Here is a 14,480-nt window from a genome sequence, read left to right as displayed (position 1 = left end):
AGAACGTGAAGCTGGATTCGATGTACCAGGAAGTCATCCTGGACCACTACAAGCACCCGCACGGGCGCGGTCTCCGGGACGGCGACGCCGAGGTGCACCACGTCAATCCCACCTGCGGTGACGAGATCACGCTGCGGGTGAAGTACGACGGCGAGCGGATCGAGGACATCTCGTACGAGGGTCAGGGCTGCTCGATCAGTCAGGCCTCGGCCTCCGTACTGAACGACCTCCTCGTCGGCAAGGAACTCACCGACGCGCAGAAGATCCAGGAGACCTTCCTGGAGCTGATGCAGTCCAAGGGCCGGATCGAGCCCGACGACGCCATGGAGGAGGTGCTGGAGGACGCGGTCGCGTTCGCCGGTGTCTCCAAGTACCCGGCTCGGGTCAAGTGCGCCCTCCTGAGCTGGATGGCGTGGAAGGACGCGACGGCCCAGGCGCTGGGCGACGAGCCGGAGAAGGCTGTGAGGAAGACGGCATGAGCGAGAACACTGTGACATCGGGCGAGAGCCTGACGACGAAGCCGGCCTCGGAGGAGGAAGTCCGCGAGGCGCTGTACGACGTCGTCGACCCCGAGCTGGGCATCGACGTCGTCAACCTCGGCCTCATCTACGGCATCCACATCGACGACGCGAACATCGCGACGATCGACATGACCCTGACGTCGGCGGCCTGTCCGCTCACCGACGTCATCGAGGACCAGGCCAAGTCCGCCACGGACGGCCTCGTCAACGAACTGCGCATCAACTGGGTCTGGATGCCGCCGTGGGGCCCGGACAAGATCACGGACGACGGCCGCGAGCAGCTCCGGGCGCTCGGCTTCAACGTCTGAGACTCCGGTACCTCGTAGGTCCGGTACTCCGGTACCTCGTAGGCCCCGGTTACTCCGGTACTTCGCAGGGGGCGACACCTTCGGGTGTCGCCCCCTCGCGCGTTTCACGGACCCCTGTCCCGGGGCGCTCCCCGGGGAAGTCACGGGCCGTCCGGGCCGGGGGCACCCGGAGCGGCGGGAGCGGCGGGAGCGCTCGGTGTGGCGGCCACGCGCGCCAGGATGTCCGCGAGGCCCTCCCGGCGGATGCGCCGGTCGATGTAGAGCAGGGTCGTCACCAGCGGCTGGAACACGGCCGACAGGAGCTGGGTGAGGAACGTCGTGGCCAGAGTGACCGCCAGATAGGGCAACAGCTCGGGCAGCACGTCGTCGAACAGTTCCGCGGCGTCCGCCGGAGGCGCCGCCGCGGGATCGTAGGAGGAGAAGAGCGGCATCGTGAACATGAACGGCATCCGCACCAGCGATGCCAGCGTCGTCACGATGACCAGGCCGAGCAGCGAGACGCCGAACGTGCGCCACCAGGCCCCGCGCACCAGCCGGACGGACCGCCGCATCGCCGTCACGGGCGAGGCGTCCTCCAGGACGGCGGCAGCGGGGGCGAACGAGAACAGCACGTACAGCCACACCGCCGCCGCGGCGGCGACAGGCCCGAACAGGAAGAAGACCACGACGGGCAGCGACGAGCCGGCCGACAGGGCGATCGTGACGACGAGGAGCACCACGCCCACGACGACGGGGAGCAGCACGGCCAGGCCCGACAGGACCGTCACGCCGAGCACCGACGGGATCCGCTGCCGCGTGCGCCGCCACACCGCGGCGACCCGGGCGCGCCGGCCGAGCACCGCCTCGTGCAGGGTCGCCACGCAGGCCGTCTGCACCACGGCGTTGGCCAGCGGCATCGTCACCACGGCGAGGGCCCAGACGAGGCCGAACGCCACCAGCAGGGGCCTGACGTCCGACCAGTGCGCCGTGCCGTGCGCCTCGGTGAGCCGGTGGACGTGGTCCGCCACCGCGCTGTACGCGAAGGTCCCGGCGCCGGCCAGGAGGATCCCGAGTCCCAGGTAGACCGGGCCGGCAACCCCGAACAACGGCTTCGCGTAGCGGCCCATCGTGATGAAGGCGCCGCTCAGGACCTTGTCCACCCCCAGCGGAGCCAGCGGTATCACGCCCGGCTTGGGCGGTGGTGGCGGTGGCGTCCAGCCCCAGCCGCCCGGCGCACCGAAATACGTTCCCTGCGGCCCCTGCGGCCCCCACCCGGATCTGTCCGACATACCTCGTGCGCTCCATCGTCCCGGGAGTCCTGGCGACTCCGCCCCCCACTGTGATCGCGAACGATATCCGCTGGTGCGCGCGGCGCCCATGGGATTGATGGACCCGACATGTGTACGGTCGTACGCATCGATGTGTACCCTTGTACGCATGGGATACGTACTGCTCGCGGGAGCCATCGCGGCGGAGGTCGGCGCGACCACCGCGATGAAGTACACGGAGGGCTTCAGCAGGCTCTGGCCCTCGCTGCTGACCGTCCTCGGGTACGTCGTCGCCTTCGCGCTGCTGGCCCAGACCCTGAAGACCGTCTCCGTCGGCACGGCCTACGCGATCTGGGCCGGCGTCGGCACCGCCGCCATCGCCGCGATCGGCGCGCTGTTCCTCGGCGAGGGGCTCACGGCCGCGAAGGCCGCCGGCATCGTGTTGATCATCGGCGGGGTCGTCCTGCTCAACCTGGGCGGGGCGCACTGATGGCCGCCCGCAGACCCGCGGACGGCGGCCACTGATGGCGCGGCGGTACGACCCGGAGCGGCGGCAGCGGATCATCGACGCGGCGATCCGCGTCGTCGGGGCCAAGGGCATCGCGGGGCTCAGTCATCGCTCCGCCGCCGCCGAGGCCGATGTGCCGCTCGGCTCCACCACCTACCACTTCAAGACCCTCGACGAACTCCTCGTCGCCGCGCTGCGCCAGGCGAACGAGGGCTTCGCCAAGGTGCTCGCGGCGCGCGGTGCCCTGGAGGACACCCGCACCGACCTGGCCGTCGAACTCGCCGGGCTGATCGGCGAGTGGCTGGCGGGCGACCGCACGGGCGTGGAGCTGGAGTACGAGCTGTACCTCGCCGCCCTTCGCCGGCCCGCCCTGCGCCCGGTCGCCGCCGAGTGGATCGACAGCCTCGTCGAACCGCTGTCCCGCCGCACGGATCCGGTGACCGCGCGCGCCCTCGTCGCCCTGCTGGACGGCATCTGCCTCCAGGTCCTGCTGACCGGCACGGCGTACGAGGAGGGGTACGCGCGGGAGGTGCTGGCGCGGGTCCTGCCGTGAGCGGAGGCGGGCCGAACGGGCTCGGACCGCGGGGAGTCCTGCCGGGCCGGCCGACTGCCGGCCGACGGGTGCTCGGCGGCGGGTGCGGTCGCGGTGCCTTTGGGGCGCCCGGTAACGGAGACGCCCCGCGCACCGGTTCGCCCGGGCGGCCCGCGCCACGTTAGGTTTCACCCATGACCGACACGACTGCTTCTCGTACCACCGGCGCCGTCGCCGCCGGGCTCGCCACCCTCACCGCCGACGGCACCGTTCTCGACACCTGGTTCCCCGCGCCCGAACTGTCCGCCGAGCCCGGCCCGGCAGGCACCGAGCGGCTGTCCGCCGAGCGGGCCGTCGAACTGCTCGGCGAGGGCGCCGCCCAGGCGATCGGCCCGGACGCCCGTCGCGGCGTCGAGGTGGTCGCGGTCCGTACGGTCATCGCGTCCCTCGACGACAAGCCGCTCGACGCGCACGACGCCTACCTGCGCCTGCACCTCCTCTCGCACCGCCTGGTCAAGCCGCACGGCCAGAACCTGGACGGCCTGTTCGGCCTGCTCACCAACGTCGCGTGGACCTCGCTCGGCCCCGTCGCCGTCGACGACATCGAGAAGGTCCGGCTGAACGCCCGCGCCGGCGGCCTGCACCTCCAGGTGACCTCCATCGACAAGTTCCCGCGCATGACGGACTACGTCGCGCCGAAGGGCGTCCGGATCGCCGACGCCGACCGGGTCCGCCTCGGCGCGCACCTCGCCGAGGGCACGACGGTCATGCACGAGGGCTTCGTGAACTTCAACGCGGGCACGCTCGGCACCTCCATGGTCGAGGGCCGCATCTCGGCCGGTGTCGTGGTCGGCAACGGCTCGGACATCGGCGGCGGCGCGTCCACCATGGGCACCCTGTCCGGCGGCGGCAACGTCCGCATCACCATCGGCGAGCGCTGCCTCGTCGGTGCGGAGGCCGGAGTCGGCATCGCGCTCGGCGACGAGTGCGTCGTCGAGGCCGGGCTGTACGTCACGGCCGGCACGCGCGTGACGATGCCCGACGGTGAGATCGTCAAGGCCCGCGAGCTGTCCGGCGCCTCGAACATCCTGTTCCGCCGCAACTCGGTCACCGGCAAGGTCGAGGCCCGCCCGAACAACGCGGTGTGGGGCGGCCTGAACGAGGTTCTGCACAGCCACAACTGACGACCGGTCACCGGCTCCATGCCGGTGCCGCCTGATGTGCGGTCGAGGCCCTCCCGTCGTCGCGGGAGGGCCTCGACCGCGTCCGGGGGTCACCCGGTCCCGTGCCCGGTCTCCTACGCCTCGGCGGCCAGGGTGGCGGCGAACTCCCTCAGGGCGTCGAAGTCGCCCGCGCGCAGACCCAGTCGGGGGTTCACGTGCCGCAGGAGCGCGGGCGTGGGATGGCGGACGGACACGAAGTCGTCGTCCGCCGGGCTCTGTTCGTCGTCCACCCAGGCGAAGGGCCGGCCGGCCGCGTACTCCACGATGCGTTCCGTCTTCCAGTGGACGCCGTCGGGGCGCTCGACGAACAGGGCGCCCGTGAAGTCGACGTAGGGGAGTTCGGGAAGGCCGACGACGGGAGCGATCCAGCGGTTGGCGGCGTCCATCCACGTGGTCGCCCAGCACAGGTCGTAGCCGAGGCCGAGGAGCACGCTGCCGTGGCCGGGGTGCAGCCAGACACGCAGTGGCCGGCCCGGTTCCAGGGCCACCCGGATCGTCGTGTATCCCTCGGGCCGGCGCTCCTTCTGGGCCGCGTACGGGTTGAGGGGACCGTCGACGTCGAGGAACAGCAGGGGGCGGCTCACCTCGACACGGTACGACAGGGACGCCGCCAGGCCTCGGGAATTCCACGTCCCGCGCCGCCGCGGTCCCACCACGAACCCCCGCCGCCGGGGGCCCGGGAAATTCTCGCCCGGCGGAGGCATAGTGACGGGCGGCCACGCGCGTCACAGGGAGCACAGGGGACGGGTGCAGCGCCCGCCGGGGAAGAGAAGGTGACGATGGATGCCGCAGCGCAGGAGAGTTTCAAGGAGTTCGTGGCGAGCCGGTCGTCCGCGCTGCTGAAGACGGCCGTGCTCCTCAGCGGCGGCGACCGGCACACCGCCGAGGACCTGCTGCAGAACGCGCTGATCAAGGTGGCGGGCCACTGGAACCGGGTCGAGGAACCGGAGGCGTACGTACGCCGGGTGCTCTACCGGCAGCAGATCAGCCGCTGGCGGCTGAAGTGGCCGCGGCGCGAACTGAGCGTCGCCGAGACGCCCGAGGCGAGCACCGCAACGGACGCGGCGTCCGCCGCCGAACTGCGCCTCGTGATGCGGGGAGCGCTGGCCCGGCTGACCGTCCGGCAGCGCACCGTGCTCGTCCTGCGCTATTTCGAGGACCTTCCGGAGGCCGACGTGGCCCGGATCCTGGGGTGCTCCGTGGGGACCGTACGGTCCACGACGCACCGCTCACTGGCTCGGCTGCGCACCCTCGCGCCCGCACTCGCGGCGCTGGGCCCGGCCGGGGCAGAGCAGCAGCCGTCCCGCCACAACTCGCCCGTGGAGGTGCGTCCGTGAACGTCGATGAACTGGTGGCCGCCGCCTTCCGCGAGCAGGCCGCGGACAGCGTGCCCGCACCCCCGTACTTCGCCGAACGCGTCCTGGCCGTACGGCGCCGCCGCACCGGCAGGATCGCGTCCGTCGCCGTGGCCACCGTCGCCGCGATCGCCGTCGCGGTGGGCGTACCCCGCCTTATTGGGGGAGGGGACGACGTCCGGCCGGCGAGCGAGATGAACAAGAGCGACATCATCGGCCACCCGGACCAGTCGCCGCCCAAGACCCTGATCGCGGCCGGGAACACGGTGCTCTCCGCCTTCTACATCACCAAGACCGTTCACCAGCCGAACGGTGACAACGTCTTCGCGCGCCGGTACGGGCTCCTCGACCAGAAGTCGGGCACCTACAAGAAGGCCAAGTGGGCCTTCCTGGACGTCGCGCCCGGCTCCCGCACCGCCGCGGTGCTGGAGGGTGAACTGCCGGCCAAGCGCATCGGGCTGCTCGACCTGATCACCGGAAAGGTCGACCGATGGATCACGGTGGACCGGGGTGTCGCCGGCGTCGCCTTCTCGCCGGACGGCAAGAAGCTCGTGGCGACGACCTATGCGAAGAACCCCGACCGCGGCTTCGCGGACCATCGGCAGAACGTGAACGGCAAGGACATTCCCGGGCCCGTGCCGAGCCGTACCGGGTTCGCGGTCGTGGACGTGGAGTCGGGCAAGGCGGACTGGCACGAAGCGCCGTACGAGACGGACGAGTCGGGATGGCCGGGGAACTCCCGCGAGGACTTCGGCTGGAGCCACGACGGCACGCTCGTCCACACGAACACTCCGGTGAAGCCCTTCCGCCAGTACTACGGCCTGAACGGCGAGAAGGCCGCCTGGCCCGCGGACGAAAAGGTCTCCGTCTCCGTGGAGGCCGGTCTCTCGCCCAACGGGAAGCTCGCCGCCGGTGACTTCGCCGGCCGCGGTCCGGTCGTCGCCGCCGCGATCATGGACCCGCGCACCGGCAAGCAGGTGGACACCGTGCCGGTACAGCAACTCCTGTCCTGGGCCGACGACAAGCGGCTCATCGCGTGGGGCTGCGACCCCAAGCGATGCTCTGGCAAGGGGGAGTTCCACAACCAGCTGCTGCTGGTCACCATCGGTACGGACAAGGTCGTACCACTGAGCGACTTCCGTAAGGCCAGCGCCGACTATCCGGGTCGCTGGAACCCTGTCTTCAGCACGCGCTGACCAGTTGCCGATACGTGGCAAGCAGCCCGTCGGCCGTCTCACGGTCGGCGGGGCGCAGCGGGGGGCGGAGAGGGCCCGCGGGCAGGCCGAGGCGGTCGAGGAGCGACTTCGCCGTGACCGCGCCCGGCAGGCCCGCCGACATCATGCGGTCGATCAGCGGGAGCAGTCGCCGCTGGAGGCGGGCCGCGCCGGGGGTGTCACCGGCGTCGAACAGGTCCAGCAGTGAACGGAACTGACGCGGCACCACGTTCGCGACGGTGCTGACGCATCCGGCCGCGCCGAGTGCGTAGAGGGGGAGCACCTGCTCGTCGCAGCCCGCGTAGTACGCCAACTCCGTCCGAGCCAGCACCTTCTGGGTGCCGAGGAGGTCGTACGCGCAGTCCTTGACCGCCACGATCCGCGGGTGACCGGCCAGCCGGATCATCGTCTCCGGTTCGATCCGGGTGCCGGTGCGCCCCGGGATGTCGTACAGCACGAGAGGCAGGCCCGATGCGTCCGCGATCTCCCGGAAGTGCTCCGCGACCGCGTCCTGCGGGGGCCTGCTGTAGTACGGCGCGACCACCAACAGGCCGTCCGCGCCCGCCTTCTCGGCCGCCAGCGCCAGCTCCACCGTGTGCCGGGTGTCGGCGGTCCCCACCCCCGCGACGATCGACGCCCGGCCACCGACGGCCTCCCGCACCGCGCGCACGAGCGTGGCCTTCTCGGCGTCCGTGGTCGTCGGCGACTCTCCCGTCGTCCCGGAGAGGACCAGGCCTTCGCAGCCTCCGGCCACCAGCCGTTCGGCGAGCCGCTGCGCGCCGTCGACGTCCAGTGCGCCCGCGTCGGTGAAGGGCGTGACCATCGCGCAGAGGGCCCGCCCGAAAGGGGTGTCCGGCCGGGACGGCGGGAGGGTCGCCGGGAGAGGAGTGGCGGCGAGGGTCGGGGGAGTGGTCGTCGGATCGTTCATGGAAGGAGTGTCGGACGCTCGATGGTGAAGCTCCACTTAATTCTTCTACGAGGTATCGGCAATGAATGCTAATCAATGGGGAGGGTGATGCGGGTGAGGCGTCGGGGCCGTTCCTGTGACGTCCGGGCGCTGGTGCCGAACCGGGGCGTCATCGGCCGTCGGCTGGTCGCGGAGGCCGCTCTGCCTCGGGCCCGACTCGACTGTTTCCAGGGCCGGTTGGCCGGAGTCGAAGATCGGGGTCCGCAGGGGTAGCGCGGCCCGCTCCGGGTACCCGAGCCCCCGCGAGCGAGAGGAGGCGGGACGACCGTGGCAAGGACCCTGGACCGCAACCCCGTGCCGAGCAGGCACGGGTGGCCGTCCGTGGACGGTCCCACGGGCCGGACCGCTCGTGTCCCGCGCTCGCCGGTACGGCAGGAAGCGGGCCCCGCCGGGCACGAGTCGGCGGGGCGGCCCGGATGTGCCGGACGCGGCGGCCGGCCGCTCGGCGCCGCGTCCGGCGACGGCCCTGCCGGGTCGCCGACCGGGTCCGTGATGGGAGCCGCCGCGCCCTCTCCGGCGCCGCCCGCGTGGACGCCGCCGCCCTCCGCGTGGACGAAGCCGACGCCCCTGTGGGCGCGAACCGTGCCCACTCGGGGGAGGCCGATGCCGCGGTGGGCGAGGGCGGTTGACGTCACGGCGGTCGCCGCCGGTCCGCTCCGCGCGCATGCCCGGCGATGTCAGGACCCCAACGACCACGACCAGTTCGAGGAAAGGGCACACCGATGACGGAGAACGACGGGAAGGGCGCGGTCACGGGCCCGGACGCCGCGGGTACCCCGGTCACGGGGGCGGCCGGCGGCGTGGGGAGGTCCGCCGGCCCGGCCGGCACGATCGGCCCGGCCGGCACGATCGGCCCGGCCGGCACGATCGGCCCGGCCGGCGCCACGGGCGCCGACGGCCCGGAGGAACTGCGGCGCCAGATCGAACGGACCAGGAGCCGGCTCGACGCCGAGGCGAAGGAGCCGGAGGCCGGGAAGGACGTCACGTCCCGCGCCCGGGCCCACGCGGCCGAACTCAAGGAGCAGGCCGACACGGTCACGGTCCGGATGAAGGACACGGCGACCGAGGCCGGCCAGGCCGCGCAGGAGGGTGCCGTGGAGGCCGGACACGCGGTGCGGGACAAGGCGGTCCAGGCGGGGGACGTCGTCCAGGACAGGGCGGCCCGGGCGGGTCGGGTGGCCCAGGAGAAGGCCGTCGAGGCCGGTCGGAATGTTCAGGACAGTGTCCCGGAGCCGCTGCGCACCGTGGCCACTTCGGTCGTCGAGGCCGGGCGCCGCACCCCCCGCCCGGCGCTCTTCGCGAGCGCGGGCGCCGGTGCGGTGCTCGCCGTGAGCCTGCTCCGCAGGCGGCACAACGGTCGTCGAGGGCGCCGTTGACCACCGCCTGAGGGGCTGGAGGGGAGCGATGCGGCGGCGAACCGGACTCCGGTTCGCCGCCGCATCACGTCTGCCCCGCGCGCTTGTCCGGGCTCCGGCAGCCGGCAGCCGGCAGCCGGAGGGCGAGGGCGGAGGTTTGAGGGCGGTGGGTGATGGGCGGCCGGTGGGCGGAGGCGGCGCCATCGACCAGCTGCAGCCCCATCGACCACCCGCGGCCCCGTGGACACCCGCGGACGCATGGACCCGCGGACACCCGCGGACCCATGGACCCGCGGACGCATGGACCCGTGGACACCCGTGGACCCATGGACCCGCGGACGCATGGACCCGTGGACACCCGCGGCCCCATGGATCCGCGGGCCGGCGTGGTGCCGACCCGCGGCTGTGCGTCGCTGGGCCCGGAGGCGTCACGCCCTCCCGGCTGCGTCCCGTTCAGGGCCGCCCTTGCCGAGCGGGACGACACCCGTGTCCACCTTTTCCCGGGCGGCCCGCAGGGCCCGCAGGCGCGGGGGCCACTTACGGGTGTCGCGCGGTTCGACGTAGGGCTCCTCGGTGGGCAGCCGGCCGTCGCTGCCGATGGCCCGCTGGCGGGCGAGTTCCGCGTCGAACTCCAGGCCCAGCAGGATGGCCAGGTTGGTGAGCCACAGCCACACCAGGAAGATGATGGCGCCCGCGAGAGCCCCGTACGTCTTGTTGTACGAGGCGAAGCCGGCGGCGTAGACGGCGAAGCCCGCGGACGCGGCCAGCCAGATCAGGGTGGCGATGACGCTCCCCGGACTGAACCAACGGAAGCCGTGGCCATGGACGTTGGGGGCGGCCCAGTACAGCAGCGCGATCATCAGCTGGACGAACACCAGCAGGACGGGCCACTTGGCGACCGACCACACCGTGATCGCCGCGTCGCCGAGCCCGATGGCGGTGCCGGCGCGCTCGGCCAGGGGACCGGTGAACACGACGATGACCGCGCTCGCGCTGAGCAGCAGCATCAACGTGACGGTCAGCGCCAGCCGCAGGGGCGTGACCTTCCAGACCGGGCGGCCCTCCGGCAGGTCGTACACCGCGTTGGAGGTGCGGATGAAGGCGCCGACGTAGCCGGACGCGGACCACAGCGCCGCGCAGAGTCCGACGATCGCGAGCACGCTGCCCGTACCGCCGCTGTCACCCAGCTGCGTCACCGCGTCCTGCAGGATCTGGCGGACGGGCCCGGGGGCCAGGTCGCCGATGTTGTCGAGGAGGCGGTTGGTGACGCGCTGGCCCATGACGCCCAGCAGGGACACCAGAACGAGGAGGGCGGGGAACAGGGACAGGACGCCGTAGTACGTCAACGCGGCTGCCCGGTCCGAGAGTTCGTCGTCCTGGAACTCCTTCGCCGTGCGCCACGACACGGCCCACCACGATCGTGCGGTCAGTCTGGCGGGGCCGTCCTTGTCGGCCCGTCCCGCCGTGTCCGTCCCGGGGTCCGGGCGTGGATCCGTGCGGGTGTCCGTGCCCGCGCCCGCGTCCGCGTCCGCGTCCGCGTCCGCCCCCGTGTCCGGAAGAGCTCGCTGCTTCGATTCCGGTCGCTTCTCGTCCATGTCCGGCGGGTTGCCCGAATCCCGCCGCTGAAGCCACCCGGGAGCCCACGGAAGTCGACGAGTGCCCCCGTGGGAGCGGTCGGAGAGACCGGGGACAGGGGTTCCCGGGCGAACCACCGACCATTTCACCCGTCTGGACAAAAAAAGTAGTCGGTGGGAGAGTGGAGTCATGTTGGACGTGACCGTGATCGAGGACGCCGGGGCCGCCGCCGTTTCGCTGGACCCCATCCGGGCCCGGTTGCTGGCCGAGCTGGCCGCCGGCCCCGCGTCGGCAGCCATGCTGGCCGGCAAGGTCGGACTGCCCCGGCAGAAGGTGAACTACCACCTCAAGACGCTGGAGCGGCACGGCCTGGTCGAGCTGGCGGGCGAGCGCCGCAAGGGCAACGTCACCGAACGGCTGATGCGCGCGACCGCCGCGTCGTACGTCATCTCGCCGCTCGCGCTCGCCGCCGTGCAGCCCGATCCGGACCGATTCCGGGACCAGTTGTCGGCCCGCTGGCTGCTCGCGCTCGGGGCCCGGCTCGTCCGGGACGTGGGCATGCTGATCACCGGCGCGACCAAGGCCCGCAAGCGACTGGCCACCTACGCCCTGGACGGCGAGGTGACCTTCGCGTCCGCCGCCGAACGAGCCGCGTTCATAGAGGAGTTGACGGCCGGTGTGGGCGCGCTCATCAGCAAGTACCACGACGGGGACGCGGCAGGCGGGCGCCCGCACCGGATCGTCGTCGCCGTCCACCCCACGGTCCGTCCCGAAGCGGCGGCCGACGCCGTGACCGCGGATGGAGCCGAAGCCCTCGCCGGGCCCGACACCGAGACCGGACCCGACCCCGTGGACGAAGGCCCCGCGAGGCCCGAGACCGCCCGCTGACGACCCAGGAGCCATCACCATGTCCCAGCAATTCGAGATCGCCCGCGAGTACGAGGTGGACGCCACGCCCCAGCAGGTGTGGGAGGCGATCACCGACGGCAGTGGCGGCTGGCTCTGGCCGATGGAGTACGAGGCCCGCGAGGGCGGCGCGGGGCCCTTCGGCAGCACCATCACCGCCTGGGACCCGCCGCACCGGCTGAGCGTGCGCACCGAGGACGTCGGCTTCCCGGGGCAGAGCCTCAACCAGATCGACCACACCATCGAGGCCCGGGGCGAGGGCCGCAGCTCCTGGGTGCGCTACGTGCACAGTGGCATCTTCACCGACGACTGGGACAACCAGTACGACGGAGCCGGCAAGCACACCGACTTCTACCTGCACACCCTGCGCGAGTACGTGACCCGCTTCGCCGGCCGTCCCGTCGCCTTCGCCACCTTCGACGGACCCGGCGCGTCCACGGCGGCCGGTTCCTTCGCCGCGGTGGGACGGGCGCTCGGCCTCACGGACGACACCGCCGCGGGCACCCCGGTGCGCGCCCAGGGCCCGGGCGGAGAGGCCTTCGACGCCGTGGTCGACTACCGCAACCCGTACTTCGTCGGCCTGCGCACCGACGACGCCCTCATCCGCTTCTTCGGACGCGACCACTGGGGCGCGCCGGTCGGCATCAGCGTCCACGACTTCGCGCCCGGCGCCGACGCCAAGGCCGACGAGCACGCCTGGAAGGGCTGGCTGGACGGCGTCTTCACCGGCTGACCCGCTGCGGGCCGGCCGGCCCGCAGCCTCCGGCGCGCGGCGCACGGCCTCCGGACGGCGAAGAGCCCGGCCCCCCGGACGACGGGGCCGGGCTCTCGCGCACCCGAGCGACTACGGACGGAACCGCAGCACCTGCGGGTCGTGGTCGCTGATCTGGTCGGAGAACTCCGAGTTGATGTGGACGCTGTCGTACTTCAGGTCGCAGCCCTTGCGGATCGCGGGGCTGACCAGGATCTGGTCGAGGACCTGGGCGTTGCCCTGGTAGTCGTACGTGTAACGCTCGCTCTTCGGCAGCGACTTGATCGCCGACCAGAGTTCGCCGTCGCCCTCCAGGATCTTGGCCGTGTCGGAGAACTCGAAGTCGTTGATGTCGCCGAGCGTGACGACGTCGGCGTTCTTCTGCGCCTTCAGGATCTCCTTGACGAAGCCGTTCACCGCGGTCGCCTGGGCGTGCCGCTGCACCTCCGAGCTGCGCGTCGGGGGCTGGTACTGCGCGGTCAGCCCCTGGTCACCGCCCTTGGAGTTCAGGTGGTTGGCTATCACGAACACCGTGCGGCCACGGAAGACGAACTCGCCCGCGAGCGGCTTCCGGCTGTTCGCCCAGGCCGTGTTCGCCGGGTCCACGCGGCCCGGGGACGCGGTGAGCTGCGCCTTGCCGTGCGTCTTGGTGACCCCGACGGCGGTCGTCGAGTCACCGCCCGCGCGGTCGGTGAAGGAGACCCGCTCGGGGTTGAAGAGGAAGACCTGGCGGATGTTGCCGCCGGGCTCGCCGCCGTCCTGGTCGTTCACCGGGTCGATGGAGCGCCAGTCGTACTTCGGGCCGCCCGCCGCGACGATCGCGTCGATCAGCTTGTTCACCGTCAGGTCGGCGGCGACCGTGCCGTCGTCCGTCGCGCCGTTGTTGTCCTGGATCTCCTCCAGGGACACGACGTCGGGCGACTGAAGGTTGTTCACGATCGCGGACGCGTGGGCGTCGAACGTGGCGTCGGCCGGGTCCAGGTTCTCGACGTTGTACGTCGCCACCGCCAGCTCGTCCCGCGCCTGCTTGTGCGTGGTCTCGCGCTCCAGGCCGCCCTTCTCCAGGCTCCCGAGCTGGTTCGCGACGAGGGTGTAGCCGCCGAACTGGTTGTAGTCGAGCGGTCCCGCCGTGGTGCCGGTGAGCTCGTCGCCGACGTTCGCGGTCGGGAAGTCGGCCGTCGCGCCGAGCGACTGGATCTGCAGCCGTCCGGTGTTCTGGGAGGTGTACGAGCCGTACAGCGAGCCACCGCGGCGGGTGTCGTTCTCGTGCGGCTTCACCGTGACCCACAGTTCCGTATACGGGTCGGTGGCGGTGATCACGCGGGCGTCGGCGACCTGGACGGCCATGCCCTCGAGGGACTCGTAGTAGTCCAGGGCGTACTTCTTCGGCTCCAGGGTGAGGCCGTTGACCGAGCCGGCCGCCGCGGCGTCGCCGGCGGTGGTGTACGCGTTCGGTACGGACCGGGCGTCGACGACCGTCGCGGCCGGGACGGCGTTGCCGCTGGAGACCACGGTGACCGTCGCCTTGGTGATCTCCGTCACCGACTGGCCGCCGGTGGAGGCGCCGCCCGGGACGTACTCCGAGACGGTGCCCGTCACGGTGACGGCGTCGCCGACCGCGACCTTCGGGGTCGAGCTGGTGAAGACGAAGACGCCCTCACTGGTGGCCGGGTTGTCGTCCGCGTCGGGGTCCTGGAACCAGAAACCCTTGGACGAACCGTAGGTCCGCACGCCGGTGACGACGCCGGACACGTCCGTGACCGCCTTGCCCGCCAGCGGGGAGGTCCGGGTGGTGCCCTGGATGTCGTGGATGCGGACGGAGTCCGCGTGGGCCGGAGTGGTGAGCACCACGGCGGAAAGGGTGGAACAGACGGCGGCAACGGTCAGCGCGCCGATGCGCGACGTTCTCTTGCTCGGCAAGGGAGTCCTCCGGGGGCGTTCTTGGGCGCCGGGACGAGGGTGGGTTGTGCTGGACGGAGCGCGGCCCGATTCCGGGCCGGTGACGCGCGTAGAAGTGG

The 14,480-nt window shown here is 72.0% G+C and carries 15 protein-coding genes; 10 read left to right on the top strand and 5 right to left on the bottom strand.

Annotation, left to right across the window (positions count from 1 at the left end; translation table 11 throughout):
• Positions 1-5: 5 nt before the first annotated feature.
• Together sufU and ACIRQH_RS38700 are read left to right on the top strand one after the other, a co-directional pair.
• Complete coding sequence (sufU, locus tag ACIRQH_RS38705; RefSeq protein WP_388877548.1) at positions 6-479, top strand: Fe-S cluster assembly sulfur transfer protein SufU; 474 nt, start codon at positions 6-8, stop codon at positions 477-479.
• Positions 476-829, top strand: a complete 354-nt coding sequence (locus tag ACIRQH_RS38700; protein WP_081223759.1) for a metal-sulfur cluster assembly factor — start codon at positions 476-478, stop codon at positions 827-829. Before sufU ends, ACIRQH_RS38700 begins: the two co-directional genes overlap by 4 nt.
• 140 nt (positions 830-969) lie before the next feature.
• Here ACIRQH_RS38700 and ACIRQH_RS38695 read toward each other — a convergent pair whose 3' ends face one another.
• Entirely contained in the window at positions 970-2,097 is a 1,128-nt protein-coding gene (locus ACIRQH_RS38695) for an oxidoreductase (RefSeq protein ID WP_388934282.1), read from the bottom strand.
• 148 nt (positions 2,098-2,245) lie between these two features.
• Between ACIRQH_RS38695 and ACIRQH_RS38690 the strand changes: the two genes are divergently transcribed.
• The 3 genes from ACIRQH_RS38690 to dapD all read left to right on the top strand — a co-directional run bounded on the left by ACIRQH_RS38690 (position 2,246) and on the right by dapD (position 4,300).
• Positions 2,246-2,566 (top strand): multidrug efflux SMR transporter, encoded by a 321-nt coding sequence (locus tag ACIRQH_RS38690; protein ID WP_358822152.1) that lies wholly within the window; start codon positions 2,246-2,248, stop codon positions 2,564-2,566.
• Positions 2,567-2,600: 34 nt separating this feature from the next.
• Entirely contained in the window at positions 2,601-3,137 is a 537-nt protein-coding gene (locus ACIRQH_RS38685; protein WP_358822153.1) for a TetR family transcriptional regulator, read from the top strand.
• A gap of 173 nt (positions 3,138-3,310) precedes the next feature.
• Entirely contained in the window at positions 3,311-4,300 is a 990-nt protein-coding gene (gene dapD / locus ACIRQH_RS38680) for a 2,3,4,5-tetrahydropyridine-2,6-dicarboxylate N-succinyltransferase (protein WP_358822154.1), read from the top strand.
• Positions 4,301-4,413: 113 nt separating this feature from the next.
• Here the strand turns inward: dapD and ACIRQH_RS38675 are convergent, their stop codons facing one another.
• Positions 4,414-4,923 carry a hypothetical protein gene (locus ACIRQH_RS38675; RefSeq protein WP_358822155.1) on the bottom strand — a complete coding sequence of 170 codons (510 nt, stop codon included), beginning with the start codon at positions 4,921-4,923 and terminating at the stop codon, positions 4,414-4,416.
• A gap of 195 nt (positions 4,924-5,118) precedes the next feature.
• Between ACIRQH_RS38675 and ACIRQH_RS38670 the strand changes: the two genes are divergently transcribed.
• Together ACIRQH_RS38670 and ACIRQH_RS38665 are read left to right on the top strand one after the other, a co-directional pair.
• A complete protein-coding gene (locus ACIRQH_RS38670; RefSeq protein ID WP_404230054.1) occupies positions 5,119-5,676 on the top strand; it encodes a SigE family RNA polymerase sigma factor in 558 nt (185 codons plus the stop codon).
• Positions 5,673-6,890 carry a WD40 repeat domain-containing protein gene (locus ACIRQH_RS38665; protein ID WP_404230051.1) on the top strand — a complete coding sequence of 406 codons (1,218 nt, stop codon included), beginning with the start codon at positions 5,673-5,675 and terminating at the stop codon, positions 6,888-6,890. The genes ACIRQH_RS38670 and ACIRQH_RS38665 overlap by 4 nt, the downstream gene beginning before the upstream one ends.
• Here ACIRQH_RS38665 and dapA read toward each other — a convergent pair.
• Complete coding sequence (dapA, locus tag ACIRQH_RS38660) at positions 6,877-7,836, bottom strand: 4-hydroxy-tetrahydrodipicolinate synthase (RefSeq protein ID WP_404230048.1); 960 nt, start codon at positions 7,834-7,836, stop codon at positions 6,877-6,879. The genes ACIRQH_RS38665 and dapA overlap by 14 nt on opposite strands.
• A 761-nt stretch (positions 7,837-8,597) precedes the next feature.
• Between dapA and ACIRQH_RS38655 the strand changes: the two genes are divergently transcribed.
• Complete coding sequence (locus ACIRQH_RS38655; RefSeq protein WP_404230047.1) at positions 8,598-9,251, top strand: DUF3618 domain-containing protein; 654 nt, start codon at positions 8,598-8,600, stop codon at positions 9,249-9,251.
• Positions 9,252-9,658: 407 nt separating this feature from the next.
• Here the strand turns inward: ACIRQH_RS38655 and ACIRQH_RS38650 are convergent, their stop codons facing one another.
• Positions 9,659-10,825 (bottom strand): YihY/virulence factor BrkB family protein, encoded by a 1,167-nt coding sequence (locus ACIRQH_RS38650; RefSeq protein ID WP_404230044.1) that lies wholly within the window; start codon positions 10,823-10,825, stop codon positions 9,659-9,661.
• A 169-nt stretch (positions 10,826-10,994) separates the two neighbouring features.
• Here ACIRQH_RS38650 and ACIRQH_RS38645 point away from each other — a divergent pair, with 169 nt between their 5' ends.
• Both ACIRQH_RS38645 and ACIRQH_RS38640 read left to right on the top strand, forming a co-directional pair.
• A complete protein-coding gene (locus tag ACIRQH_RS38645) occupies positions 10,995-11,693 on the top strand; it encodes an ArsR/SmtB family transcription factor (protein WP_388881337.1) in 699 nt (232 codons plus the stop codon).
• Between the two features lie 19 nt (positions 11,694-11,712).
• Positions 11,713-12,444: an SRPBCC domain-containing protein gene (locus tag ACIRQH_RS38640; RefSeq protein WP_388881340.1), complete on the top strand. Its 732-nt coding sequence runs from the start codon at positions 11,713-11,715 to the stop codon at positions 12,442-12,444.
• A gap of 111 nt (positions 12,445-12,555) precedes the next feature.
• Here ACIRQH_RS38640 and ACIRQH_RS38635 read toward each other — a convergent pair whose 3' ends face one another.
• Positions 12,556-14,382, bottom strand: coding sequence for an endonuclease/exonuclease/phosphatase family protein (locus ACIRQH_RS38635; protein WP_404230041.1), 1,827 nt, complete (start codon positions 14,380-14,382; stop codon positions 12,556-12,558).
• Positions 14,383-14,480 lie beyond the last annotated feature (98 nt).

The organism is Streptomyces sp. NPDC102279, from assembly GCF_044766365.1.
In the GTDB taxonomy this organism is placed as follows: domain Bacteria; phylum Actinomycetota; class Actinomycetes; order Streptomycetales; family Streptomycetaceae; genus Streptomyces.
Note: the sequence above shows the minus strand (reverse complement) of the source record. Positions and strands in the feature narration are given on the sequence as shown.

Excerpts from the sequence above, each read along its gene's own strand:
- ACIRQH_RS38655 (WP_404230047.1), top strand. The coding sequence starts at position 8,598 with ATGACGGAGAACGACGGGAAGGGCGCGGTCACGGGCCCGGACGCCGCG.
- ACIRQH_RS38690 (WP_358822152.1), top strand. The coding sequence starts at position 2,246 with ATGGGATACGTACTGCTCGCGGGAGCCATCGCGGCGGAGGTCGGCGCG.
- ACIRQH_RS38645 (WP_388881337.1), top strand. The coding sequence starts at position 10,995 with ATGTTGGACGTGACCGTGATCGAGGACGCCGGGGCCGCCGCCGTTTCG.
- ACIRQH_RS38670 (WP_404230054.1), top strand. The coding sequence starts at position 5,119 with ATGGATGCCGCAGCGCAGGAGAGTTTCAAGGAGTTCGTGGCGAGCCGG.
- ACIRQH_RS38640 (WP_388881340.1), top strand. The coding sequence starts at position 11,713 with ATGTCCCAGCAATTCGAGATCGCCCGCGAGTACGAGGTGGACGCCACG.
- ACIRQH_RS38685 (WP_358822153.1), top strand. The coding sequence starts at position 2,601 with ATGGCGCGGCGGTACGACCCGGAGCGGCGGCAGCGGATCATCGACGCG.
- dapA (WP_404230048.1), bottom strand. The coding sequence starts at position 7,836 with ATGAACGATCCGACGACCACTCCCCCGACCCTCGCCGCCACTCCTCTC.
- dapD (WP_358822154.1), top strand. The coding sequence starts at position 3,311 with ATGACCGACACGACTGCTTCTCGTACCACCGGCGCCGTCGCCGCCGGG.
- ACIRQH_RS38695 (WP_388934282.1), bottom strand. The coding sequence starts at position 2,097 with ATGTCGGACAGATCCGGGTGGGGGCCGCAGGGGCCGCAGGGAACGTAT.
- ACIRQH_RS38650 (WP_404230044.1), bottom strand. The coding sequence starts at position 10,825 with ATGGACGAGAAGCGACCGGAATCGAAGCAGCGAGCTCTTCCGGACACG.
- ACIRQH_RS38700 (WP_081223759.1), top strand. The coding sequence starts at position 476 with ATGAGCGAGAACACTGTGACATCGGGCGAGAGCCTGACGACGAAGCCG.